Source organism: Peptoniphilus pacaensis, assembly GCF_900088125.1.
GTDB classification, from domain to species: Bacteria; Bacillota; Clostridia; order Tissierellales; family Peptoniphilaceae; genus Aedoeadaptatus; species Aedoeadaptatus pacaensis.
On record NZ_FLQT01000003.1, the window covers coordinates 629,710 to 654,170 of the forward strand.

General features: G+C 50.2%; 18 protein-coding genes. 2 read left to right on the forward strand and 16 right to left on the reverse strand.

Annotated features, from left to right (window positions below; translation table 11 throughout):
* Positions 1-51: 51 nt before the first annotated feature.
* The 7 genes from BN7444_RS03020 to BN7444_RS03050 all read right to left on the reverse strand — a co-directional run bounded on the left by BN7444_RS03020 (position 52) and on the right by BN7444_RS03050 (position 5,800).
* Complete coding sequence (locus tag BN7444_RS03020) at positions 52-921, reverse strand: DegV family protein (protein ID WP_068455573.1); 870 nt, start codon at positions 919-921, stop codon at positions 52-54.
* 14 nt (positions 922-935) lie between these two features.
* Positions 936-1,643 (reverse strand): TVP38/TMEM64 family protein, encoded by a 708-nt coding sequence (locus BN7444_RS03025; RefSeq protein WP_068455576.1) that lies wholly within the window; start codon positions 1,641-1,643, stop codon positions 936-938.
* A 21-nt stretch (positions 1,644-1,664) separates the two neighbouring features.
* Positions 1,665-2,372, reverse strand: a complete 708-nt coding sequence (locus tag BN7444_RS03030; RefSeq protein ID WP_068455579.1) for a GTP pyrophosphokinase — start codon at positions 2,370-2,372, stop codon at positions 1,665-1,667.
* Between the two features lie 76 nt (positions 2,373-2,448).
* Positions 2,449-3,813, reverse strand: a complete 1,365-nt coding sequence (locus BN7444_RS03035) for a radical SAM/SPASM domain-containing protein (protein ID WP_068455582.1) — start codon at positions 3,811-3,813, stop codon at positions 2,449-2,451.
* A gap of 4 nt (positions 3,814-3,817) precedes the next feature.
* Positions 3,818-4,357, reverse strand: a complete 540-nt coding sequence (locus tag BN7444_RS03040; protein WP_068455585.1) for an HdeD family acid-resistance protein — start codon at positions 4,355-4,357, stop codon at positions 3,818-3,820.
* A 119-nt stretch (positions 4,358-4,476) separates the two neighbouring features.
* Positions 4,477-5,046: a TetR/AcrR family transcriptional regulator gene (locus tag BN7444_RS03045; RefSeq protein ID WP_135122016.1), complete on the reverse strand. Its 570-nt coding sequence runs from the start codon at positions 5,044-5,046 to the stop codon at positions 4,477-4,479.
* Positions 5,047-5,062: 16 nt separating this feature from the next.
* Positions 5,063-5,800, reverse strand: a complete 738-nt coding sequence (locus tag BN7444_RS03050) for a DHHA2 domain-containing protein (protein WP_245654185.1) — start codon at positions 5,798-5,800, stop codon at positions 5,063-5,065.
* A 133-nt stretch (positions 5,801-5,933) separates the two neighbouring features.
* Between BN7444_RS03050 and BN7444_RS03055 the strand changes: the two genes are divergently transcribed.
* A complete protein-coding gene (locus tag BN7444_RS03055; protein ID WP_068455591.1) occupies positions 5,934-6,428 on the forward strand; it encodes a hypothetical protein in 495 nt (164 codons plus the stop codon).
* 89 nt (positions 6,429-6,517) lie between these two features.
* Here BN7444_RS03055 and BN7444_RS03060 read toward each other — a convergent pair whose 3' ends face one another.
* The 3 genes from BN7444_RS03060 to BN7444_RS09085 all read right to left on the reverse strand — a co-directional run bounded on the left by BN7444_RS03060 (position 6,518) and on the right by BN7444_RS09085 (position 11,129).
* A complete protein-coding gene (locus BN7444_RS03060) occupies positions 6,518-7,705 on the reverse strand; it encodes a hypothetical protein (RefSeq protein ID WP_068455593.1) in 1,188 nt (395 codons plus the stop codon).
* A 239-nt stretch (positions 7,706-7,944) separates the two neighbouring features.
* Positions 7,945-9,180, reverse strand: a complete 1,236-nt coding sequence (locus BN7444_RS03065; protein WP_068455596.1) for an FprA family A-type flavoprotein — start codon at positions 9,178-9,180, stop codon at positions 7,945-7,947.
* 17 nt (positions 9,181-9,197) lie between these two features.
* Complete coding sequence (locus BN7444_RS09085) at positions 9,198-11,129, reverse strand: acyl-CoA dehydrogenase family protein (protein ID WP_082941237.1); 1,932 nt, start codon at positions 11,127-11,129, stop codon at positions 9,198-9,200.
* A gap of 529 nt (positions 11,130-11,658) precedes the next feature.
* Between BN7444_RS09085 and BN7444_RS03075 the strand changes: the two genes are divergently transcribed.
* On the forward strand, positions 11,659-12,618 hold the full coding sequence (locus BN7444_RS03075) for an L-lactate dehydrogenase (protein WP_082941351.1): 960 nt from the start codon (positions 11,659-11,661) through the stop codon (positions 12,616-12,618).
* Between the two features lie 115 nt (positions 12,619-12,733).
* Here the strand turns inward: BN7444_RS03075 and BN7444_RS03080 are convergent, their stop codons facing one another.
* The 6 genes from BN7444_RS03080 to BN7444_RS03105 all read right to left on the reverse strand — a co-directional run bounded on the left by BN7444_RS03080 (position 12,734) and on the right by BN7444_RS03105 (position 24,432).
* Entirely contained in the window at positions 12,734-17,017 is a 4,284-nt protein-coding gene (locus tag BN7444_RS03080) for an S-layer homology domain-containing protein (RefSeq protein ID WP_068455602.1), read from the reverse strand.
* A 134-nt stretch (positions 17,018-17,151) separates the two neighbouring features.
* Positions 17,152-18,987 carry an ATP-binding protein gene (locus BN7444_RS03085; protein WP_245654186.1) on the reverse strand — a complete coding sequence of 612 codons (1,836 nt, stop codon included), beginning with the start codon at positions 18,985-18,987 and terminating at the stop codon, positions 17,152-17,154.
* A gap of 24 nt (positions 18,988-19,011) precedes the next feature.
* Positions 19,012-21,972 carry an S-layer homology domain-containing protein gene (locus BN7444_RS03090; RefSeq protein WP_068455605.1) on the reverse strand — a complete coding sequence of 987 codons (2,961 nt, stop codon included), beginning with the start codon at positions 21,970-21,972 and terminating at the stop codon, positions 19,012-19,014.
* Positions 21,973-22,014: 42 nt separating this feature from the next.
* Positions 22,015-22,965, reverse strand: a complete 951-nt coding sequence (locus BN7444_RS03095) for a DNA double-strand break repair nuclease NurA (protein ID WP_082941238.1) — start codon at positions 22,963-22,965, stop codon at positions 22,015-22,017.
* Entirely contained in the window at positions 22,962-23,774 is an 813-nt protein-coding gene (rsmI, locus tag BN7444_RS03100) for a 16S rRNA (cytidine(1402)-2'-O)-methyltransferase (protein WP_068455608.1), read from the reverse strand. Before rsmI ends, BN7444_RS03095 begins: the two co-directional genes overlap by 4 nt.
* Entirely contained in the window at positions 23,764-24,432 is a 669-nt protein-coding gene (locus tag BN7444_RS03105; RefSeq protein WP_068455611.1) for a tRNA1(Val) (adenine(37)-N6)-methyltransferase, read from the reverse strand. Before BN7444_RS03105 ends, rsmI begins: the two co-directional genes overlap by 11 nt.
* Positions 24,433-24,461 lie beyond the last annotated feature (29 nt).

The window sequence follows — 24,461 nt, forward strand, 5'->3', positions numbered from 1 at the left end:
TGAAAAGGCAGTAATCAATTTGATCGCGGTCCACTTTCTTTTTCCGCTCTATTACACTTTCCCTTCCACGGTAATGCCGATGCCGTAGGCCCCCGCCCCCGTGTGGGCGCCGACGCTGGCGGGAAGGGGATCGTAGCGCACATCCGCCAGGGGAAAGGCGTTGGCCGCCAGTTCGAGCCAGCGCGCCTGTTCCCCCTCGTCGATGCCGAAGCCCGCCACGCCGATGCGAATGCGCTCGGGATCCACCTTGGGGTAGCGGCGGTCCACGTCTTTGTGCAGGGCGTCGATCATTTTAAGCTGGGCGCGGTACATGCTGCCCCGCACCTTTTCGTAGGGCTCGATCTTTTCGCCGCGGAAGGTGAGCACGGGCTTGATACTCAATACGGTGGCGATGGCCGCCGCCGACGGGCTGATCCTGCCGCCTTTTTTCAGCTGCTCCAGAGAGGAGACGGAAAGATAAATCGTACAGTTGAAGGCGTCTTCTTCCAAATGGCGAAGGATCTTCTTGCCCCCGGCCCGCTTCTTTGCCATGCGAAGGGCGTCCATGACGGAATCTTTTTGGGTGACGGATATGCGGTGATTGTCCGCCACGTACACCTTTCCGCCGTATTCCTTCGCCACCATGCTCGCCGTTTGACAGGAGCTGCTCATGCTGCTGGACATGGGAATATAGACTACTTCTTCAAAGCCTGCGGCCAGGATGCTGTCGAGCTTGTCCATTAACATGCCGATGGGCGGCTGAGAGGTGGTGACTTTTTCCCCTTGCTCCATAAATCGGCAGAGTTCCTTTTCGCTTAAATTTTCCCCTTCGTAATAGGTGTCGTCGCCGATGACGATGGGCATGGGGAGCACGAAAAGGCCGGCATTTTCATCGGGGGTAAAAATGCCGCTGTTGGTGTCGGTTAAAATGGCAACTTTCATCTTTCGCTCCTTCTTTATTTCTGTTCGCCGTTCTGATTTTCTTTTTTGTTTAAACGATAGGCCACGCCAAAGGCCGCCGCGGAGACGGCGATTTTAATGGCGATCATAATGGCAAATTGCGGCGAGAGGGGATTTAAAATCACATCGCCTAAAAGGGTGTTGGTAATGACGCCGATGGAGCAGCCCAAGAGGGACGCCCCGAGGTAAACGGGATAGGGCGTGGCCGTGGCGCCGAAGTAAAAACTTAGTATATCACATGGAAACCAGCCGATGATCCGCACGATAAAATTAGAGAAAAATTCATTTTTCTTCTGCATGGCGATGACCTTCTCCATCTTCGGGTAGCGGTCCATGACGTAGTCGATACCCGCCCCGCCTGCCCAGCGCCCGAGGATGTAGGGGATGCTAAGGGCTATGGCCAGGCCCAGGTAGCTGATTGCCACGGCTTTTACAGGATGATAGAGTAGGCCGCTTGCAAGGTAGAGGGAGGGCAGAGGGATGACGATGGAAAGGCTCTTGATACCGAAGAGAAGAAGGAGCATGAGGGTGGCTCTCGGGCTATCCGCCCCCACGCCGGACAATATGCTCTCAACGGTCATATGCTCTTTCGTCATCAGATAAATGGCGATAAGGGCGATGCCGAAGGATATCAGGGCGATGATCTGAATGCGTTTGAGCTGTTTTTGCAGCGTCTCTTTATTTTTGTTTTCATGCTCCTTCATTCCGTCTCCTCCTCTCTGTTTCTACTCCGCCACCTCGTCCTCCATGTGCTCCGACGCCATGATGTAGAGGCGTTCCATGCGCTCGTCCAAGGCGGCGCTCATTTCCGCACACTCGCTCAGCTCCCTTTCGATGTATTCCGAATGGGGCAGGCCTTTTTTGTAGCGTATCTTGTGTTCCAAACTGGCCCACCAATCCATGGAAATGGTCCTCAGCTGCACTTCCACCTTCATCATTTTCTTCTGATCGTGAAGGTAGATGGGAATTTCCACGATGAGATGCAGACTGCGATAACCGTTGGCCTTCGGGTGCTTAATATAATCCTTTTTCTCGATGAGATGGATGTCGTCCTGCTCCAAAAGGGAATCGGCCAGGGTGTAGAGGTCTGCCGGAAAGGAGCAGATCACCCGCACGCCGGCGATGTCGTGTAGATTTTCCTCGATGCTTTCCACGGTGAGGGGATAGCCTTTGCGCACCATTTTCTCCCGAATACTTTCCGGCGATTTCAGCCGGGTGCGAATGGATTCGATGGGATTGCGATCGTATTGCATGGATAGCTCTTCGCTTAAGACGGAAAATTTCGTCTCCACTTCCATCATGGCGCAGCGATAATAGCTCATGAGTTCCTTGTAGGGCTGAATGGATTTTCGCAACAGGTCGGAAATTTTTTGATTTTCCAACTGTTCCAGAAGGCGAGCGGTCAGCCGGTTTTGAATGTCTTCAAATTCCATGGTGTCACCTGTTTCTCTTTTACAAACAATAAGCAATAAGGCCGCACCTTATTGCTTATCGCTCCGTTTTTTAGAATTATCTTACGCCGTACCACTCTTCGTCGGCGCAGGGTTTCCAGCTTGCGGCATAGGGTTTGCACTTGCCGCAAAGGTGTTCCACCGCCTCTGGCGATTGCAGGTCGGTGGAGTGGACGCCGGTTTCGTGGACGATGCGTTGGAGAATTTCCGGATTTTCCAACATAGGGCAGGGCCGCAGGTGGTTTTCGTTAAAGGGTTGATTGTCGTGATAAGCCATAAAGAGGGGCCGCTTCAAAATTTCCAACAGGGAGTGGTCTCTGATATTGGAATCGGAGTAGTGGATGAAGACGCAGGGTTCCGCATCGCCGTTGGCGTTGATGTGGAAGTAGTTTCGTCCCCCGGCGATGCAGCCGTCCATGTATTCCCCGTCGTTTTGGAAGTCCATGGTAAAGAGCCCTTCCCCGTGATCCAGATTGCGAATGGCTCGGATGCGGTTTTTCGTCGCCACCCGTTGCTCCGGCGTTGGCAGAAGTTCCACGGAGGCGTCGTTGCCCACGGGCATGTAGTGGAAGTAGAGGGCGTAGCGGCAACCTTTTTCGATCATGAGTTCCACAAATTCTTTGCTCGTCACCGATTCACAGTTTTTCGACGTGTAGCAAATGGATGTGCCGAAGATCAGGCCGTTTTCCCTTAAGAGATCCATGGCGGTCATGACCCGCTCATACACCCCGTCGCCGCGGCGTAGGTCGTTGACTTCCGGGGAGCCTTCCAAGCTGATGGCCAAGGCGAAATTGCCCACCCGCTTCATCTCGTCGCAGAAGGCCTGATCCACCAAGGTGCCGTTGGTAAAGGCGAGGAATTGGCAGTCGTTGTGTTCTTCGCAGAGCTTGATGATGTCGTCTTTGCGCACCAGGGGTTCGCCGCCGGTGAACATATAGAAGTGGATGCCCAGCTCTTTGCCCTGTTTGACGATGTCGGACAATTCATCGTAAGTTAAGTTCAATTTGTTGCCGTATTCCGCCGCCCAGCAACCAGTGCAGTGAAGATTGCAGGCGCTGGTCGGGTCCATGAGTATGACCCAGGGAATATTGCAGCCGTGTTCCTTGCGCAGGGCGTGCATGGTCTTGGTGCCGGAGAGCATGGCCTCGAAGCCTAAGTTCAGCACCGTGGTCTTGACCACAACCGGATCCAATTCGTCCAATGCCTTGTTCAGGTAGCGGTTCAAGGCGGTTTCCTTGCTCCCCACCAGGCCGCGGATCCAATCGTAATCCAGGGCCATCTCGTCGCCTTCCATGAATTTTTCCATAATATCCACGAGCTTGAGCATTTCTTCTTCCCGGTCGTTTTTATTGACCTTTTTAAGTAAAACGTCGATGCCTAAACTCGCCGCTTTTCGTGCGGATAAATGTGTTAATTTTGCCATGATACTACCTCCTCAAAATCGATACCGTGTTCTGTACCACAAATAGATTCAAAACGCCGTCGATGATTAAATTAACTCCCATTAACATGACAATGGCATTGCGGCCCTCATAGGGTCTTAAAAAGAGCATGGCCCCTGCCAGTGCCACGAGCAGTGCAAAAACCAAGATCATTCGCCAACGCTTGACGCCGATGCGCCACGCGTCCATGGCCGTCTGCATTCGGAGCAAGGCATCCACGAGCATAAACAGGCCCATGCAGACGACGATGAGATCGAGAAATTTCGTCGTTTGGCTGAGCATGACGATGCCCAAGAGCGCCGATAAGATGCCCATGGCGAAATCGAATTGAAAGGCCAGCTGCAGTATGTCTTTCGAAAAATAGCTGTAGAGTTTTACTGCGCCGAAGAAGAGCATAAACACCCCACCGATTTTGCAAAACACCTCGGCAGTCATGGTGGGTTTAAATAAAAACAGAGCGCCGAGGGCGATGAGACCGACGGAAAAAACACTGTACATCTTTTTTATTTTTATTACACGGTCCATATTCTCACCTCGCTTGACTACAGTGTAGTCCCGCTCCGAAGGGATTCCAACGGACAAAAAAAGCAAAGTATCTGAATTCCAGACACTTTGCCTCTTTTGTCTAATGAAATTTGATTTTTCTATTTGTCGCCGTGGCCCTCGATGTAGGCATCGATCATGGGATGGATGGTGGCGTAAAAAGCGCGCTCGACGGTTTCCATTAAATCTTCCTGCGAAGCCTCCATCTTCCCTTCCACCCAACGAAGGGTGGCGGCTAAGACGGCGTCGCTGTAAAAATAGGTGATGTGTTCCTTTCCCTTTTCGGAAAGCTTCGTGCCCGCGGCTTCTTCTTCCACGAAGCGGCCGATAAAGTAGCTGACGGCGGATTCCACGTAGCTGATGACGACCCGTCGGCTCTTGGATTCGTAGATGTGGATAATGGCGTCCCGATGCTCCAGAAGGAAATTCACCGTGCGCAGGTATTCCTCGCCGAAGGTATTTTCGGCGCGGCTCTCCTCACGAAATTTCACGGATTCCTGCTGAAAGGCGGCCTCCAACAGATCGTTGATGTCCATAAAGTGGTAGTAAAAGGTGTTGCGGTTCACTTCCGCCCCTTCGATGATCTCTTTTACCGTGATTTTGTCGAAGGATTTTTCTTTCAACAGCGCCATAAAGACATCGATCATCGCCTGCTGCGTATGCTTGCTCAACGGGTCACCTCCTCTCCTATCGGCTCTCGTCTACGGCGGCGCCCACTTTGGGCACAAGTTGCTTCTTGCGGGACAAAAGGCCTTCGGCGGAAAATTTGTCGCCCCGAATCTCTTTTCCGAACTCGCGGGCCAAGGCCTCTTTAAACCCGCCTACGACAATGATATCGGACACTTCTCTGAAAATGTCCGTGATCATTAAAATAAAGCTCGCCACGGCTTCTTTTTTCACGTAATCTTCCATGGCCTCTTTCAGGCTCTCTTCCACGGCGGCGGTGCTGTCTGGATCCATAGTAAAGATCTGGCAGATGCGCACGGTGTCGCCGTCGAAGACGAAGTTTTTCACGTCGGTGTTTAAAAGCTCTTCCGGCTTCTTCCCTTCCAGGCTCGTCCCCGCCTTAAACATTTTCATGGCGAAGTCTTCCACGTCGATGCCGGCGATCTTGCTCATTTTATTTAAAATGTAGCGGTCCGTGGCCGTGGACGTGGGCGAGCGGAAGAGAAGGGTGTCGGAAATCATGGCGGCGCACAAGAGCCCGGCCACTTTTGTCGAAGGCATAATGCCGTTTTCGAAAAACATTTTGGAAACGATCGTCGCCGTGGAGCCCACGGGTTCGTTTCTGAAAAAAATCGGCGACGACGTGGCCACATTGGCCACCCGGTGATGGTCGACGATCTGTAAAATCTCCGCGCTGTCCAAATCGTCGATGGATTGATTGCGCTCGTTGTGATCTACGAGAATGATCTTTTTCTTCATAATCCCTCCAAAAGCTACGCCATTATAACATATCCATTCGCCCATATGGTAAAATTGAATCGGAAGATCCGACATCACCCGTTAAATGTTGCGTTTCACCGATCTTTTATCTTACATCATTCGGAGGTTTACGATGAAAAAAAAGTTTTTTCTTGCCGGCATCATTCTTTTCGCCGTCTTATTGATCCTCGTGGAAAGTAATCCAAGTAGAAGTAAAAGAGTGCGCATGAAAGAGGTCAGGCAATTTACAGAGACCATGTGCCGTTCCGATGAACATATAAAAGACTTAAAGTTCTACTTTCAAAGACCCACTTTGAGAGCGGAGATGGTCTATGAGGGGCCCTTAGATAAAGAAAAGCTGATTTCCATTATGGAAGATTTTAAGGCCTTGGTCGATGTGGAATTCATGCAAAAAATCGGCGATAACTATTGGGGCGGCGCTCGACCCTCCGATTTTATTTTATATATTTATTCCGGCAAAGATAAAGAGGGAAATAATTACGATTATCTGATTTTCAGTCAATATAATAAGACATACAGATCCGATGAAAACCCCGACAATATCGACGGCTACAAGACGTGGACGATCGGCGGCGCAGAAAATGAAGGGGTACTCTATAAAAACTAAGTCGACAAAAAACTGTGCAAGGGTAACATCTATAAAAGATGATAACCAAGCACCGCTTTATATTCAAAACTTCTAGAGATTTAGATCAATTACTTGCGCCTCATATACGTGGCTCCTCTTACATAACCGGAAAGAATTGCGTCTAAATTTACAGACCTTCTATCCCCCCATGTCGAGAGGGCAATGTATTGCTCATTTGTTGAACCACTTTTAAAATATTTTGTTATCGTAATCCAGTGCTTATTCAGATTTTTTCCACTACCGTCAACCCAAATTAACATGGGGACGGGTTGGTTGGCTCTCAACGCCGCTTTAATATTTGCGGTATAATTAGAACTGAATGTTTGTGCTTCTAAATTTGAATAACCTTTATCCTTGAAAAATCTATTAGCTGCTGTATTATAATTGGCGACAAATGGAATCCCAAACAGGCCAGGTGACAGATAGCCGGCAGCCAATCCTTCCATCTTACTTCTGTAAGTATTATAATTGACCGATAAATTAGTAACACCATCATTATATAACCGCGGATATCCGTTTTTTGCCAAGTGGGATACCACATTGGTCAACGCTATGACCCCACAACCTTTTTTCCTGTTGACTTGATCGTTAAACCACCTTTGGTTTCCACCATAATATTTTTTACCCTTGTCATCAATGAGTTTAACAAAATTTTTCTCATTTTTTAACTCAACACTTACATTGCCTACTGATGCAGAAATATCATCTTCTTTTTCTAAATTGTCACTACTAAATGTAGTTTTGGGAACCGAAACGATATCTTCAGCAACAACATCGTTGCTCAGCATATATTGATCACGTTCCTCTTTTGTTAATATGGTAAAAGGAAAGATAAAATAGAGTGATGAACTTTCCGACAATTTTTTCCTTATTTTCTCCAGTGAATCACCATATTCTGCTGTAACAAGAACTCTTGGATTTTCAGCGTTAGCATCCACAACTATATATCCATGATCGGTTAACACTAAATATGCCACTAAATTATCTTCCATATCAAATAAATTATAGACTTTTCCTTTTAATAGTTCCAAAGTGTCACGCTTAAAACCATGATTTACTATACTTTCTCCATCAAATTCAATTTTAAACGTATCTGCTATTTTGATCGCATCTATCTTATTAATGATGTGTCGAATTTCTTGTTTTTCTGGCACGTTAATTTCTTTAAAACTTTCAGCAAGAACCGATGACTCGCTGGAAAGTAGTAACAGAAATACCATTAACAAATATATTCCTTTCCTGAACGTTTTTTTCATCTACAATCATCCTCCTTAAGCATTTCATAGTAGAACTTCCAATTTTCAGCTCTTAATGACTAAATTGCATTATTTAATATTCTAATCCTATTGAAAACAACTAAACGAAGCCACTTTTCAAAAGCCATATAATACTTTCAAGCATGGTCATGCAAACCACTTGACCTTACTTTTAATCACAAACCATTGCACTACCCAAAAAGCCCGACCCCCTAGGATCGGACTTTTTAATCGAAGGTTTATGCTTGCGCTTTTTCTTTTTCTTCCTTGATTTTTGCGAAGGATTCGACGATGGAATCGGCCAGGCCGTCCAATTCTTTTTCCGTGGAGTCGGTTAAAGAGGAGGATACGGTGACTTCGCCGCCCAGGGTATCCATGAGCTTCATGTTCTTGTCTAAGAATTCTTCCATCAAGGTGCCCGCTTGCGGTGCCCAAGTTCCGTTTTCGATAATGCCGACGGTGCGGTTTTGCAGGTTCAGCATGCGAATTTCGTTGAGGAATTGGTGCATGACGGGATAGATTTCCAAGTTGTAGGTAACCGATGCCAGCACGATGTGGCTCAGGCGGAACGCTTCGGATACCAGGTAGCTGACGTGGGTTTTGGACACGTCGTACATGTGGACATTGGTCATGCCCCGTTCGCAAAGTTTGGTGGCCAAGCATTGTGCGGCGTATTCCGTGTTGCCGTACATGGAGGCGTAAACCAAGAGCACGCCGTCTTCTTCCGGTTCGTAGCGAGACCATTTGTCGTATTTTTCGATGAAGTAGCCCAGATCTTCTCTCCAGACCGGTCCGTGTAAGGGGCAGATCATCTTAATGTCGATGGTGCCGGCCTTCTTCAGAAGGTCTTGAACGTGGGGGCCGTACTTGCCGACGATGTTGGTCAGGTAGCGGCGAGCGTCGTCGAGCCAGTCGCGGTCGAAGTTGACTTCGTCTGCGAAAAGCTTGCCGTCCAATGCGCCGAAGGTACCGAAGGCGTCGGCGGAGAAGAGGACGCCGTTGGTCACGTCAAAGCTGACCATGGCTTCGGGCCAGTGAACCATAGGTGCTGCGACCCAGGTGATTTCGTGTTTGCCGAAGCTCATAGCGTCGCCTTCGGCTACTTCGATTTCTTTGCCGTCGACATTAAAACCGAATTGACGCATCATCATAAAGGCCCGTTCGTTGGAAATGACCTTGGCATTGGGATAGCGAAGCAAGACTTCGTCTAAGGATGCGGCGTGGTCGGGTTCCAAGTGGTTGATGATGACATAATCCAGATCGCGGCCGTCTAATACGTGTTCTACATTGTTTAAGAATTCCCGGCAAACAGCCCAGTCCACCGTATCGAAGAGGACGGTTTTTTCGTCCATGAGCAGGTAGGAGTTGTAGCTGACGCCACGGGGAATCGGGTGAATATTTTCAAACAGGTGCAGGCGGTGTTCGTTGGCGCCTACCCAGTATAAATCGTCGGTGACTTTTCTAACGGTATACATTGCTTACCTCCTAATCCTTATTTAAAGGTACGATCTTCGGGGAAGTCGACTTTGATGAAATTATCTTTTTCTTCGCCGCATTTCGGGCAGATGTATTCATCGGGCAGCTTGTCGAAGGGGGTTCCTTCTTCGATTTCGCTTTCTTCGTCGCCCCGTTCGGGATTGTATTCGTAGCCGCAGCCTTGGCAGACGTAGATATCGTCCTTCGGTGCGGTCTTTCTCGGTTTGGAGCGTTTCATCTTGACCATTTCAGGTGCTTCGCCCTTGCCTTCCGTACCTAATGCTTCGATGATCAGGGGTGCCACTTCTTCGATGTCGCCGACAATGCCGTAGTCGCAGTTCTTGAAGATCATGGCGTTGGGGGCGTTGTTAATGGCGACGATGGTGGCCGCATCTTTAATGCCCTTTAAGTGTTGGCCGGCGCCGGAAATACCGCAGGCTACATAGAGATTGCCGCGGAATTTTTGACCGGACATACCGACGTAGCGTTCGATGGGGAGAACTTTGTCGGTTTCGGCGACGGGACGGGAGGAGCCGATGGCGGCGCCGAAGGCACGTGCCAAGTCTTCTGCCAAATCCTTGTTGCCGTTAAAGCCTTTACCCATGGAGACCACGCGTTCCGCATCGACGATGGGCGTCATCAGATCGATACCGACGCTGAAGTCGTAGCCGTCTTTTTGAAGGGCGGCGATTAAGTTCTTGACGTTTTCTTCTTGATTATCGCTGTCGAAGATTTCTTTTTTGCGGATGCCGGTGATGGGGCCCTTGCCCGATGCTTTCTTGGCGCCGCCGCCTGCGGAGCGGGCAGCCTTGCCGATGATGTTTGCGGCAATAACGACACGTTGAATTTCGTTGGTACCTTCGTAAATGGTGGTAATCTTGGCGTCTCTGTAGGCGCGTTCCACTTCCATACCCTTCATGAAGCCGCTGCCGCCGTAAATTTGCAGAGCGTCGTTGACAACTTCAAGAGCCATGTCGGAAGCGAACATTTTTGCTTCAGCTGCTTGCAAACCGTAACGTTCGCCGTTGGATTTCATTTCCGCAGCACGGTAGATGAGCATACGAGCGGCGTCGATCTTGGTGTACATATCGGCGAGCTTAAAGGAAATGCCTTGGTTGGCTGCCAAAGGTTGACCGAATTGAATCCGTTCCTTGGAATAAGCCAGGGCGTGTTCGTAAGCGCCTTGAGCGATACCTAATGCTTGTGCGGCAATACCGATACGGCCGCCGTCCAAGGTGGCCATGGCGATGTTAAAGCCCTTGCCTTCTTTGCCCAGGAGGTTTTCCTTGGGTACGCGAACATTGTTAAAGTGCAGTTCCGCCGTGGTGGAGGAACGGATACCCAATTTGTCGTAGTGATCGGAGAAGGTGAAGCCTTCGAAATCTTTTTCGACGATAAAGGCACTGATGCCGTGGGTACCGATGTCCGGCGTGGTGACGGCGAAGACGACGTAAGTGTCTGCAGCCGGTGCATTGGTGATGAAAATCTTTTGGCCGTTTAAGATGTAGTGGTCTCCGTCTAAGACGGCGGTGGTTTCCGTTTCACCTGCGTCGGAGCCGGCATTGGTTTCCGTCAAGCCGAAAGCGCCGACTTTTTCGCCCTTAGCCAAGGGAATCAGGTATTTTTGTTTTTGTTCTTCCGTTCCGAAATGATCGATGGGATAAGTACCCAAGGAGGTGTGAGCGGATAAAATAACGCCGACGCCCCCATCGACGCGGGAAAGTTCTTCAACGGCAATGGCGTAGGAAATAACATCGGCCCCTGCTCCGCCGTATTCTTCGGCAGTGGGAAGACCCATAATGCCCAGATCCGCCATTTGCGCAACGATGTCTTCCGGGTATTTGTTTTCACGGTCGAGCTCAAAAGCGACCGGTGCGACAACGGTTTCCGCGAACTCGCGAACTTTCTTTCTCAGCGCTTCGTGCGCTTCGTTTGTTTTGAATAACATATTTCCTCCTTGCAATCAATGTCACAGACTACAATGCATGTGAGTGGCCGGTGTTGAAGCCGGAACAACAAACCGTACCGCTTGTGTATAGTTTTACTATAGCACAGGCATTTTCCGTTGTAAAGCCGTTCCGATCATTGTTTTTTCGAAAAATCGCAGGATTTCTCGACTTTTTTCACCCGCCCCCACGTCATACATTAGGAATTTACCCCCGAAACATTTATTTACACTACTTTTTTAATAAAATTTTAATTCCGCAGGTGCTGCATGAAAACCGTTTCTTCAGAAAAAGCAGCTCCTTTCCTTCCGTTGCACTTTCCCCGTTTTCCCGCCGGCGACGAGAGGCGATCCGGATCACCTCAATCGCCTATTCATCGGTCTTACCAATTTTTTATTTACTATTTTGTCGACCTTATTGTTTTCGCTCAAAGTCAAAGTTTTTCCCTTTTCCCATTCACTTTTTTCCTTCTCGGGACTATAATCAGAAACGAATTGAAAAAGAATTTAAAGGAGCTTGAAGATGACAAATATGATGAAAAACCCCAACGCAAAAGTAATCCTCGTCGGCGACGGATCCGTGGGATCCTCCTTCGCCTTTGCCATGACCTTAAAAGGCCTGGGCCGCGAACTGGGCATTATCGACGTGAACACGAAGAAAGCCCAAGGTGACGCCATGGACTTAACCGCCGCTTTAACCTACAACGCCGCAAAGACCATTTACGCCGCCGAATACAGCGACTGTGCCGATGCCGACATCGTCGTCATTACCGCCGGCGCGCCCCAAAAACCCGGCGAAAGCCGCTTGGACCTGGTACACAAAAACCTGGCCATCGTCAAAGACGTGGTGGAACAAATTATGGAATCGGGCTTTAACGGCATCTTCCTCGTGGCCGCCAACCCGGTAGACATTTTGACCTACGCCGTCTTAAAGATCTCCGGCTTCCCGAAAGAACGGGTCATCTCTTCCGGCACGTCTTTGGACTCCGCCCGCTTCTGCGACGAAATCTCCCGCTACCTGGATCTGGATGCCCGGGACGTTTCCGCCAGCATCATGGGCGAACACGGCGACACCTCCTTCCCCGTATGGAGCCAAGCATCCATCGGCGGCCGCCACTTAGACGAATGGCTCGCCGAAAAGACCGACGACATCGACGCCGCCAAAGAAAAAATCTACACCGACGTTCGCGACAAGGCCTACCGCATCATCGACGCCAAAGGCGCCACCTACTACGGCGTGGCCACCGTCCTTGCAAAAATTTGCCGCATCATCATCGAAGACTCCCACTCCATCATTACCGTGGGCGCCTACCTGGACGGCGAATACGGCTGCGACGACATCTACATGGGCACTCCCGTGGTCCTGAGCCGCAACGGCATCCAAAAAATCATCGAAGTCCCCTTGAACGAAAAAGAACAAGAACAAATGCAAATTTCCTACAATGCATTGAAAGAAGTTCAAGAACAAGGCATGGAAAGACTCGGCCTGTAATCGAAAAAACATTCCTCATAAAACATTCCTCAAAAAAAAGCGTCCCGCGGGACGCTTTTTTTGTGGGATAAAATTTTCATACAAAAAACGGGCACCTGATGATGCCCGTTTCATTTTATCTGCGTTCGAGGTGATTCAGTTGAATCCACGTTTCGTTTTTGCCGTCGGGTTTTCTCGTGTAATCGTGGCCATTGGTAGCTTCCGTAATGGGATAGAAGGCCCAGTGGCTTTCGTTTACATCCGTAAAGTTTATAATGGCTTGACGATTGGCTTGTACCCAGTCCTTATCGGCGAAACGATTCAGAACCTGATTGGTCAGGGCCGCAACTTCCGAGCGCTTAATACTTTGCGTGGGACGGAAGGTGTTGTCTTCGTAGCCTGCGATCCATCCCTTGCCGTAAGCGGCGGCGATGGCGTCGTGAGCCCAGTAATCATTCGCCACGTCGGTAAAGGCCATGGGCGCCGGGCTGAGTTTGTCGAAACGGGTAGCGATGGCCGCAAATTCCGCCCGAGTGATTTCCCCTTGGGGACGGAAGCTGCCGTCTTCGTAGCCCTTCAATATGCCTGCCGCTTCTGCCTTGGCAATGTAGTCGTAATACCAGGCGCCGGGCGCCACGTCCTTAAAGGATGCGGCGGAAGCATCCGGTGCTTTTTCCATGAGGCGAACGAACATCGCCGCTACTTCTGCCCGAGTCATGGATTTGTCGGGGCGGAAGGTGCTGTCCGGATAGCCGAAGAGATAGGCGAAGTGATCCTTGGTGTTCAGCTTGACCGAGGGCACGAAATAGCTTTGCCCACCGGGCTTTGCCGGCGTCGGCGGCGTTACGGGTTTTTCAATCTTCTTCCATTGGGCATAGACCGTCACATCCTCATTTACAAGAGAATCTTTAGTGAAGGCCGCGCCCTTGCCGTCAGCCGCCGTGTTCCAGCCCAAAAATTCATAGCCCGAACGTTGGGGATTTGGCGGGAATTTGTCGGCGAGTCCAAGGCCCAAAGTTCCCTCGACTTCTTTATACTTACCGGCCGCATTTCCGTCATCCTTCTTGTAGTTTAAATCAAAGATGACTTTTCCTACCTTTGCAGGACTCGGTATGCCTAGGATATCGTAAGTGACCTTGTTGCTTCGAATGGCCATATGGCGCGCGCAGTATTTTTCTAAGGTCGCCTTGGAAAAATCGGTGCCTGTTGCGATGGTATCTTTATCTTTCGAGAATCCTTCTAAAGTCAATCCACCATTATTTTTTACATAATCGAAGTCTTTGTAAGGCAGAGTCACCTTTTCAGGACTTGCATCCTTCTCCCAATAATCTTTCTGGAAGGTTCTATGTGCAATCTCGATTTCGCCAATGGGCTTGTCAGGGTTCGTCTTGTCAAAGCTTTGTGAGCCGTCCGGTTGATCGGACACATAAATGGGCCAAGCCGTGCGCTTGCCGTCTTTTACTTCCACATAGTAATTGGTGTTTTCATCAAATTTCGAGTAGCCCATGCCCTCGAGATAATTGTTGGCCGTAATCACATTTTGAGCGCCGTCGTCCGTATAGTTAGCTATAACAGTGAAGCCCTTTAATCTTCCGCCGAAAAGTATTCCCACAGATCCGTTAATTCTATTTTTGTCCGGATATTCAGATATCATCTTTCCGCCCACATAAGCCGCAGAATCGAAAACATCCACCGGACGTACACCCGTTCTTCCTTGGGAATCTTGGAACACTTTCCCTCGAACGACGCCGATAAATCCGGCACTTGTATTTCCTAAAATAGGTGCTCCTTGAGCATTAAAAGACGGTGCTGTTGTTTGTCCTTTTACATCTCCAAAGACTAGGGATGTTGAGTTTTTTACCTCGGGATTCAATGTACCAGAATGAGCTTGAATCTTTCCTGCATAACCGCCTATGGTAACAGGTCCTTTGTTTTCTGTTGCAGTTAAGTCTTCGCCAATTTGTGCGGCATTATTGTCATCAGTGCAATCAAAGGCGATTCCTCTAAAGCCCCCGACGTTGACGTAATTTCCGTTGGTTACATTAATGGAATCATTGACGAAAGCCGATGAATTTCTAATGGCGTCGCCGTTTCCATAAGCTGCGAATCCCGCAACATTGAGATGATTTCCTCCGCCGTCGACTTCGATGGACTTGATGCAAGCGGACGAATTTAAAATCTTTCCTGCGTTTTCGGCGACAAATCCGCCGACTTTTGCATCTTCCGATACCTTTAGTGCAATTGGTGCTTTAATCCTCACGCTGCAGTTTTCTATTGTTCCCGCATTGTACCCTGTAAATCCGCCTAGCCAAACTTTGCTCTTGCCCTCTTGGCCGTCGGAGTTAACAATAATCTCAGGTTCAATATGAACATTCTTTACCACAGGTGCCACATAAAATTTACGCTTGTCGGTCTCTTTAGGATTGCTGTGGTGTTTATGGGTGCGAATTTCCGTGGCAAAACCGGCGACCTCGGCGGGGTGCGTCGTCGTAATAGGCCCTACTTCCGTCGTATTCTTTTCGCCGTCGTATTCCGTCACGTTCGTGGCGACACCGGCCGCGTAATCTTCTAAGGAATCGACGAAAATACCTCCCGGTACACTGACCTTGTTCTTTTCTCCCTTTAGAAAATGCAAGTAGGGCGCAGCGTATGCAAAGTTATCTTTTGCAGTAGATTTAATTGAATTTGCCGAAAACTCATTGTTATTGCCGGTAAAGTAGCCCCAGAGATACGCTCTCGAAAAAGCAGCTTTTGTCACTTGTCCATAAGCCGATTTTGCTACGATGTCACCGTTGATTTTAATTTTGTTATTGGAAAAATCATCAAAATTTCTTAGACCGGACTCCATGGTGTTCAGCATGCCGCCGACGGCTTCCGTTCCGATGACGATATTCGTGTTAAACTTCGGTGCTTTCGTGGACTCGGCGTAGATATCTCCGCCCACAGTGACTTCGACATTTTTTATGGTCTGCGGGTATTTTTCCAAACTGTTTTCATCGGTTAAGCCCGATTCGCCCGGTCCCTTATGGTTATTTATATAGTCCCATAAACCAATGCCTGCGGCAGTCGTGTCCATGTCTATATCAGTCTCGTTGATGGATCTGATCGAACCACCGACATTGATTTTTGAATTTTCCAATTGATGGAGATCTCTGGCAAAGCCCGCCGCCATAGACGGTTCATGGCCATAGCTATAGTTTTTAGTAAATACGATTTTCCCCGTTGCCTTGGCTTCAATGTCGCCTTTGACGTCAATGTTTAAAGCGGTGTAACGCTTGTTTTGAACATCGCTTCCGATTCCAAAGGCTTCCGCGCGGAAATTTTGTGCGTGTGCATAAATGCCGCCGCCGACATGAATGTCGACGTTTTTAACGCCTGCAAAAACCTTGAAGTCATACATATTTTTTCTAATGAATAGTCCCGATGCCCTTGCGTAGACAAGATCGGTCTTCGCCAAGTTATGTTTTTTTACTTCAGGAGATCCGATATCGCCTTTCACATTTAAAGTGTATCCGTCGATTTCGGCACTATCCAAAAGATAAGCCATACCTACCGCGAAGGTCTCCGTATCGAAGCGCGGAAACCCGGTGAATTCCGATGACTGAATATCTTCTCTACCGAGGGATTGTTTGGCGGGAATTAGAGTTGCATAGGGAAGAATGTTTCCGTCAACGTTGACCTTAATATTTGAAATTTTATAATCGACAACCGGGCTAAATGAATTGCTGCTTAAAATGTTTCTCGCAAAGGCGGAGCCTACAACATCGCCTTTATAGAGAATATTTAAGTCTTTTATATCTCTCGAGGTTTCATTGTTGTAGGTACTCCGAATATCGCCGAAGAGCGGATAGATGTCCCTTGTGCCCTTGGTGACGGTAATGGTGTGATTATTCCCATTAAAGGTACAGTCTTCCATACCGAAGCCAAAGTTGTGAATGGGATCGTGCTCATTTTTTTGAATCGGAGCATTGATTTCATCAGAAGATACTTCGATGTTCACGTTTAAAACAATGTCCTTATTCTTTACGCCGTGGTGCCACGCATCCCCCTTGTCGTAACCGGGGCCCGGTTGATAGGAAGACGGTCCAAAACCGCTATAATATTCCGTCGTATTCCAAAGCTTTAAAAAATCTTCTTTAGAATTGATTTCGATCCTTTCCCTTGGCGCCGGTGCACGCATCATCGCCACTTGTGGCAAGGATTCCGGTTTTTGTACTGGTGCTAATGCCTCTTCTCGGTCGATAGCTGCATCCTTTTCGATTGGCACCTCCGGTCGCTTTTGCATACCCATATCCGGTTCATCTGCGACTCGGTCAATCTTTCTTATGCTGTTGACTCTGTCGCTTTTCGCCCAAACACCGAAAGGTATAGACGTAAATAACACGACCAAAGCCAAAAATAAAGCTAGCCTTCTTCTCATTTTTACCTCCTTATCCTTCACTTCCTTTGATACTCCCAGTATAGTCAATAAATTTGGTGTTTACCATGCTTTTCATAAATTCTTTTGCCATAACCAAAAAACGGACACCCGTCGATGTCCGTTTTATCCATTCTCTATTCCACCATTTCGTATTTGCTGTTGCCTAAAAAGTCCACGCTGCGTTGGATTTTGCCCTCTTCCGCCAATTGGTCCAGAGCGCTGATAAGGCCTTCTCTTGTAAAGGAGAGGCCGCGCTTTTCCAGCTCCGGCAGCACGGCAAGGATGTCGTTGGCCGTGGAGATGGGGAAGAGTTCCGCCGCGGCTTTCAGGAGTTGGTCTTGGGAAGCGGTCTTGACCTTCTTCAGTTCGTCGAAGGGGTTTTCTGTGTGAGGCGAGGTGGTTCTCGCCATGCGGATGCGGGCGAAGGTGGTGCGGCCCAGATGGGATGAGGAAATAAACACGTCGCCGGTTTGCAGGTAGGGCAGGCGGCGTGATTCCTCCACGCTAATGTCCGTTTCCCCCTGAATGGTGTCGATGTCCTGTGCCCGCACGGTGCGGTAGATCATTTTGCAGTTGAGCTGGGCGGTGATGGTGTCGTCTAAGAGGGTGGGCCGCTGGGTGGCGAGGATTAAAAACACGCCGTACTTTCGCCCTTCCTGAGCGATTTCACGAAGCACGGTCTTGGACGGGGCGGGGAGGCCCTTGGGGGCGAAGGTGTGGCTTTCGTCGGTGACCACGAAAAAGGGCGGGAAGTAATCGCCGCCTGCGGGCTGCACGAACTGGGCGTCTTTGTAGTCCCGGCGCTTTTTGTAGAGATTGCGAATGATGTAGGTGGCATACATTTGAATGAGCTTCACCGAGCCTTGGATCACGGCGAGCTTGCCTTCGAAGATGGCATCTTCCACGGGCTTGGAGTCCCCGGCAAAGAGGCCGTCTCGCTCCAGGCTGTTGAGCCGCCACAAAATTCCCCGCAGAGAGGAAATGTTGGTGGACTTGCCGAAGCGCTCGTAGAGATTTTGCACCCGCTGCCACTTTTTCTGATCCGCCGAGGGATCCATGGTCATTTCCCGAATCTTGTCCGTGCCGCCCGCTTCGTGGCCTTCGATTAAGTCGATGAGCCGCCCGGAAAAGGTGGAGAAGCTGCTCTTGCTTTGGAACAAGAGGTCCACGGTACTCTTCATGGCCTCGGACAGTTCCGACACGGCGTTTAAAATGGTTTTTAAATCGCCGGCGGAAATGGACGAAAAGTCGATGCCGATGTCCACGCCGATTTGAAAGCGCCGGTGGTTTTTTTCGTAGCTCTTGCCCCCTTCCGCCGGATTGGAAAAGTCCATTTCGTAGTGGGGGTCCAGCACCACGCCGGGGACGTTTTTCTCCATAAGCTCTTCCAAGAGCACACGCATGCCGAAGGACTTGCCGCTGCCGCTGCCGCCGAAAATCCCCATGTGGGGGTATTGGTGCATAGCCCGCAGATCCAGTACATAGGGCACGTCTTTTTGAGGCAGATGAGCTCCCTCTTCGTAAAGCTCAAAGAGCCCCTTGAGATTGTCTTCCATGGCATCGTAGAGGTAATCCGTGTGGCGAATGGCGCCGAGGACCAGGCCGTCGTCGGGGCCCGTGGGCACGAGAAGGCCGCGGATTTCCGAAAATTCCGGCCGCCGGGCGTCGGAACCCGTGAGGGGCGGGTACGGGGTCTCGTGCAAAAAGCGCACCTTGGCCACGTAAATGGTTTCGTTGTGAATGTCGTAGCCCAATTGCCGCAAAGAGGCCAACACGCCGTCGTCGACGAAATCGCCGCCCACGTCCATGGGGATGAAGCGGTTGTAGGTCTGTGCCTCTACCACTTCCCCGAGGATGGGCCCCTGCACCGGGTCTTCGATCATTAAAAATTCCGCCACGCGAAAATTGTGGTCCCGACTTCCCACGGTGACCTCTCTGGGATTGGTTAGTCCCACTACTTTTATTTGCATCACACTCTCTCCGATCTATATGCTTTAATGGAGGATCTTATTTCCGTTTTTTAAAATTTGCGCCATTTCCGCACGCTTCATATGGTTTCTCGGATTTAGGCGCTTGTGATTGTCGCCGTTGACGATGCCCCGGTCCACTGCCCATGCCATGGGCTCTTGGGCGTAGGCCGCCACTTGATCCCGATCTTTAAATCCGTCGTACTTATTTCTTGAAAGGTTAGCGGTCGCCTCTTTGATTTTGTAACGGTACAAAATGGCCACCGCATCCTGGCGGGTGATGGGGGCGTTGGGCTTAAAGCTGCCGTCTTCGTAGCCCTTGACGATATTATTTTCCTTCGCCCAGCTCACCGCCTTGTAGCTCCAGTGGCTTGAGGGAACGTCTTTAAATGAGGAGGGGTTTTTCGCCCGCTTGCCGCCTTCCATATTGTAAATGATCTGGGCCATTTGCGCCCGGGTAATGGTGGTCTCGGGACTGAAGGTATCTGCATTCACTCCCGTCATCAGTCCTTTTTCATAGACGTAGCGTACGGCGGGATAGTACCAGCTGCTTTGTGCCACGTCGCTAAAGGGAAGGCCCGCGGCCTTTGCGCCGAGGAGGTAGCCGCCGTTGAATTCGGCTATTCCCTTCGTCTCTTCCCTGTTTTTTCCGCTGCCGTAACGCAGTTGAACGTTACTTAACTTGCCTTCGCCTTTTAAGCCGCTGCTCGTTTGGGAAAGAGCGATGTCGCCATTTGCCCTTCCCTTGACGGCGTAAAAGTTTTCTTCGCTGCCCTTCCTTTTGTTGCGCACCAACTTTGCATGCACCGTACCTTGGGCTCCCTTTATGCCAAGCGTTCCTTTGGGATCAAAGGTAAGCTCACCGGCTTTAGATACTGTAACATTGATCAGTTGATCCTTGTATGAAACCAAGGCATCTAAAGATCTGTCGCCGCGCTCGGGGCGCAAGCGATAGCCGACTTCTCCTTCGGGAAGGGTGATTACATATCGGCCACTCCCCTCCCCTGCACTTAGGGAGCGCCAATCCAATTTCGTCTTTTCCATATTGTCCGTATCGATGATCCAAGACCGACCGCTTTTTTGCGACGTCAATGAAAGTATGCCGGAGCTCGGACTTATAAAAACAATAGGCTTAAATGAGGCATCGCGCAATTTACCTAATTCCGATTGATCATTGACACCTGTCATGCGGAAAGGATCTAAAAGGGTCACGTCGTCAACCACACATGTGATTTCACCCTTATTAATATAATCTTGCGACCATTTAAACTTTCCATTTTTTGAGTTCACAAAAAGTTGATTCGAAACTCCCGGACGATTGGAATCATAGTAGTCTATAACATAGTCGTATTCAACACCCGACAAAGGAGTCATGCTATGCATCACCAGTGCATGGTTAATTCGAATTGGCCACCGTTTATAAAATTTAAAAGTGAGCAAAACCGGTGGTGCCCCATTCTCTTCCACCTTATGCATATAGCTGATCAGCTTCTCTATTCCCTCTTTATTACCCTTCACACGCCACTTATCATCATACTGAAACGCATATCCCTGAGAGGCTTGGTATAAGAGAACTATGTCCTTTGCGCTATCTCTATTCGCCCTTCCAATGCCGTCACTGTTTTTTACAGGAAGATTATTGTTATCTTTAAGCGCCAATCTTTCTTTATCCAGCTTGTTTTCATTGGCTAAAATCGACGTAAAGGCCATACCATAACAGTTCCCGCCTTTACTATCTTTAAAGCCCTCCTCAACAAGCTCTTTCTCTTGATCCTCCAAGCCCTCGTATAGACTTTGAACATAAGAATTGGAATAGCGATCGTATTTCGGATACTTGAAGTTCTGAAAACTCCAAAAATATTCCCAAAGGGTCTTGGGACGAATATCAAGCTGCCTTTCCATGCGCTCCGGCAAATAATCATCGTTTGTGTAAGTAAGGATAACCTTATCTCCGGCCTTCGGCGCTTTCCCCCGGTAGCGAATCTTCCACTGAATCTCAGCGTATTCGCCGCTGATATTGTCGAGCTTTACCTCACTTTCCGTGCTGAAGCCGGGTTCTTTATTGTCCTTTACGATTTCATGGCCGGCGGGGAGGGTCAGATTGAAGCGAAGGTTTCTTACATCTTTCGCCTCGGGCTTTTTTTCCACGGCAACATATACCGAGTATGTGTGGTTCCCACGATAGTCAGAGCTGATGCTCTCTGTAATCGTATAGGGCGCCGGAACGCGCGTCGACGTACTCGCCGCTATTTTCTTTTCATACTGACGCAAGACGCCGTGCAGCTCTTGAGGGTCCGATTCCTTCATTTCGTAATAGCCCCGATTTTGCAAGCCGTCGAGAATCTGCTTGCCGAATTGGTTCCTGAGATTCGTCGATTTTAAAATATAAGGATAGGTTTCCGGCGTCTCGGCGTCTGCGATACCGATGGGGAAGCGAACGGAATAGACCTCCTGATTTCTGCAGAAGGGCGCCGATGTCCTCATGATATCGAGATAGGTTTTGGTTGCGAGGTCTGCGTATTGATGGTAATGGGTTCTGAAATCATATTTTCTTTCGGCAGCGGTATCGACATCGCCGTCGCTATCGATGATAAGGAGTACTTTTCGAAGGCTCGGGTCGTCCTTTTTTTGCATTGCCTTCACCCGCTCCATGCTGTCTTTCAGGGTATAGTCGCGCTTTTCGAAAATGAGATTTTCGCGATGGGTAAATCCTCTGTAATTACCGAAGAAGTTCCCGTATGTATCCTTGGACATGACGTCGTTTTTCACCACGACGGATACGCGGTTTCTCGGATTTTGCCTTTTAATTTGCTCGGCAAAAGCGGTAATCGTACCGACGAAGCGGGTCTCCTCGGGATACATGGATTGGGCATCCAATAAAATATAGACGTGGACCGGTTCATTCCCCTGTGCCCAAGTGGGCGCGGAAGAAAACAAAAGGCTTATGGCGAGGACCATAAGTAAAAGGGCTCTTTCTAAACGTTTCATCACTTTCTCCTTTCACATTGACGTACTGAGTTTACGACTTTCTTATACTCTCCGATCTCTTTCCGATACGAAAAATCGTTCCATCATATCTCGGTCCAGCGCCTCTTCCAAAATCAGGCGCACTTCTTTCTGCTTGACTTTCACTTCCTTGTCCACGATGTCGATCCAAAAGGGCACGCCCCGGCCGTTTTTCGGCGTCAGGGTGTAGAGCAGGCGGGCGAGGAAATTCAGCGCGTCTTTTTGCTCGGCCAGGACGTCCATGCCCACCACTTCCCAGTGGCGGGTGGGGCGGTAGAAGGCCCCCACGAGGCCCGCGGCGGTCTTGCCCTCTTCTTCATCGTCTTTATCCTCTGCAAGGATCAAGATCTCGCCCACGTCCAGCTTGCCGGCTAAGTATTCCCGGTCGTAGAAATCCCGCCCCCGGTCCATGCGGCGGGCGATGTCTCTGGTCTTTATGTCTTTAATGGCGCCGACGAGGAGGGTTTCTTTCGCCAGGCAGAGCCCCCTCAGCTCCTCCCACTTGGCCGGGGAGTTGATGGCGTAGCGCAAGAGGCCCCCGTCCATGATGAGGACCGCCACGTCTTCCTCCTCCACCAGGGCCATGGCCGCCTCCAGCTCCACCTCGGCCAGATAGCGGTCGTGGAGCTTTTCCGCGCACACGGCGTCGTCCCCGGCGAGGAGGGGCGTGTAGATGCGGCGAATGCGCCGCTCCTTCTTCTGCATACTCAGAGCCAGGCCCTGATAAAATTCCACGTAGTGGGGATGAGCGCCGCCTTGGCGGATCACCGAGCCGTCCACGCCGGCCACGGAGCCCACGACCCGGAGCTCTTCCTCGCTTAAGGGCTCCAGCTTGTGAATGGTGCCCACATCCTCCGTAAGGGCCTTTTTAAAATCCCGCCCCGTTTTTTGAAACAGGGGATCGTACTTCGTCTTTAGGGCTTCGTTCAGCTCGCCGATTTCCCGGCGAAAGGCCAGCAGATCTTCTTGATTCAAAGCTTCAAACTCTCCTTATACACCACATTCTTCGGCAAATTCCATTCCTTGGCCACTTCCTTCGCCGCCTTGGAAGGGCTCATGCCTTCGTCGATTTTTTCTTTCAAAGCCGAAAGAATGTCTACAGCCTCTTCCTCTTTTTGAGGCATAAGCACCACGGCGAATTCCCCCTTAATGGTGTAGTCCTCCATATGGGTGAGGAAATCCTCGGCAGTGGTTTCGATGCGCTCCTCGTACATCTTGGAAATCTCCCGGACAAAAATCAGCACCCGATCGCCCATGGCTTCAATCACATCCTGGGCAAATTTCTCGATGCGGTGGGGCGCTTCGTAAAAGATCACGGGCACGGGCAAGTCCTTTAAGCTTTCCAGGGTCTTCACCCGGGCGCCGTGTTTTTGCGGCAGAAAGCCCCAGAAGAGGTAGCGTCCCTCTTCCAAATTGGCAATTACCGACGCGCTGACGTGGGCGCAGGCGCCGGGGAGCACCTCGTAGGGCCGGCCCTCCTTTAACAGGGCCGTCATAAGCACGGCCCCGGGATCGGACACCCCGGGCATCCCCGCATCGGATATAACCGCCACATCTTCCCCACCGTCCAGCCGCGCCAGCACGGCGGCGATTTTTTCCGCCTCGTTAAACTTGTGGTAGCTTTCCATGGGCGTGGCGATGGCGTAGTGATTCAAAAGGGGCCGGGAGTGGCGGGTGTCCTCCGCCAAAATCACGTCGACTTCCTTCAGCACCCTGAGGGTCCTTAATGTAATATCTTCCAAATTGCCGATGGGCGTGGGACAAAAATACACCTTACCTGCCATAATAGCCTGCTACCTCCTCGCTGTAGTCGCCGTCCTCGTAGACATAAAGGGCGGGCTCCAGAACCATAAAACAACCGCCGCCTAAGACCCCTTCGAAGAGAATGCGCCGGGCCGCCTCGCCCCGCTTCCAATAGACGGGACGCATGCGCTTCACCGCCACCTTGGCCGCGGTGAGATCCGCCACGACCTCCTGAAAGCGGGCCACGTCCACGATGCCGTAGATCTTGCCCCCGGGCTTTAAGAAGCGGGCGGCTTCGTAAAACCAGCGCATGTCGGGATCCAAATGCTTCGCCGCGGAAATAGACGGATCGTCGTTTGTCATGCTGTCTCTGTAAAAGGGCGGATTGGTAAAGATCACGTCAAAGGGTGCGAGCTCCAGCTCTCTGAAGTCCCCCACCGCCGTTTTGATTTCGACGCCGTTGGCCGCGGCGCTTTTTTCCACCAAGTCCACGGCTTCCTTCAAGCGATCCACCGCCACCACCTCGTCGGCATCCTTCGCCGCCATTAAGGCCAGGTAGCCGCTGCCGCAGCCCAGATCCAGCACGCGACCCTTGCTTTCGCCGTATGCGGCCAGAAGCACGGAATCCATGCTAAAGGAAAAGACGCCCTTCTTTTGAAAAATCCGCATCCCGTTTGCGGGAATATAATCACTGCCCATAAGCCCTCCTTATAGCTATTATACCCTAT

Bases quoted from the DNA above. Each gene is read 5' to 3' on its own strand.
- BN7444_RS03020 (WP_068455573.1), bottom strand. From the start codon at position 921: ATGAAAGTTGCCATTTTAACCGACACCAACAGCGGCATTTTTACCCCC.
- BN7444_RS03025 (WP_068455576.1), bottom strand. From the start codon at position 1,643: ATGAAGGAGCATGAAAACAAAAATAAAGAGACGCTGCAAAAACAGCTC.
- BN7444_RS03030 (WP_068455579.1), bottom strand. From the start codon at position 2,372: ATGGAATTTGAAGACATTCAAAACCGGCTGACCGCTCGCCTTCTGGAA.
- BN7444_RS03035 (WP_068455582.1), bottom strand. From the start codon at position 3,813: ATGGCAAAATTAACACATTTATCCGCACGAAAAGCGGCGAGTTTAGGC.
- BN7444_RS03040 (WP_068455585.1), bottom strand. From the start codon at position 4,357: ATGGACCGTGTAATAAAAATAAAAAAGATGTACAGTGTTTTTTCCGTC.
- BN7444_RS03050 (WP_245654185.1), bottom strand. From the start codon at position 5,800: ATGAAGAAAAAGATCATTCTCGTAGATCACAACGAGCGCAATCAATCC.
- BN7444_RS03055 (WP_068455591.1), top strand. From the start codon at position 5,934: ATGAAAAAAAAGTTTTTTCTTGCCGGCATCATTCTTTTCGCCGTCTTA.
- BN7444_RS03060 (WP_068455593.1), bottom strand. From the start codon at position 7,705: ATGAAAAAAACGTTCAGGAAAGGAATATATTTGTTAATGGTATTTCTG.
- BN7444_RS03065 (WP_068455596.1), bottom strand. From the start codon at position 9,180: ATGTATACCGTTAGAAAAGTCACCGACGATTTATACTGGGTAGGCGCC.
- BN7444_RS09085 (WP_082941237.1), bottom strand. From the start codon at position 11,129: ATGTTATTCAAAACAAACGAAGCGCACGAAGCGCTGAGAAAGAAAGTT.
- BN7444_RS03075 (WP_082941351.1), top strand. From the start codon at position 11,659: ATGATGAAAAACCCCAACGCAAAAGTAATCCTCGTCGGCGACGGATCC.
- BN7444_RS03080 (WP_068455602.1), bottom strand. From the start codon at position 17,017: ATGAGAAGAAGGCTAGCTTTATTTTTGGCTTTGGTCGTGTTATTTACG.
- BN7444_RS03085 (WP_245654186.1), bottom strand. From the start codon at position 18,987: ATGCAAATAAAAGTAGTGGGACTAACCAATCCCAGAGAGGTCACCGTG.
- BN7444_RS03090 (WP_068455605.1), bottom strand. From the start codon at position 21,972: ATGAAACGTTTAGAAAGAGCCCTTTTACTTATGGTCCTCGCCATAAGC.
- rsmI (WP_068455608.1), bottom strand. From the start codon at position 23,774: ATGGCAGGTAAGGTGTATTTTTGTCCCACGCCCATCGGCAATTTGGAA.
- BN7444_RS03105 (WP_068455611.1), bottom strand. From the start codon at position 24,432: ATGGGCAGTGATTATATTCCCGCAAACGGGATGCGGATTTTTCAAAAG.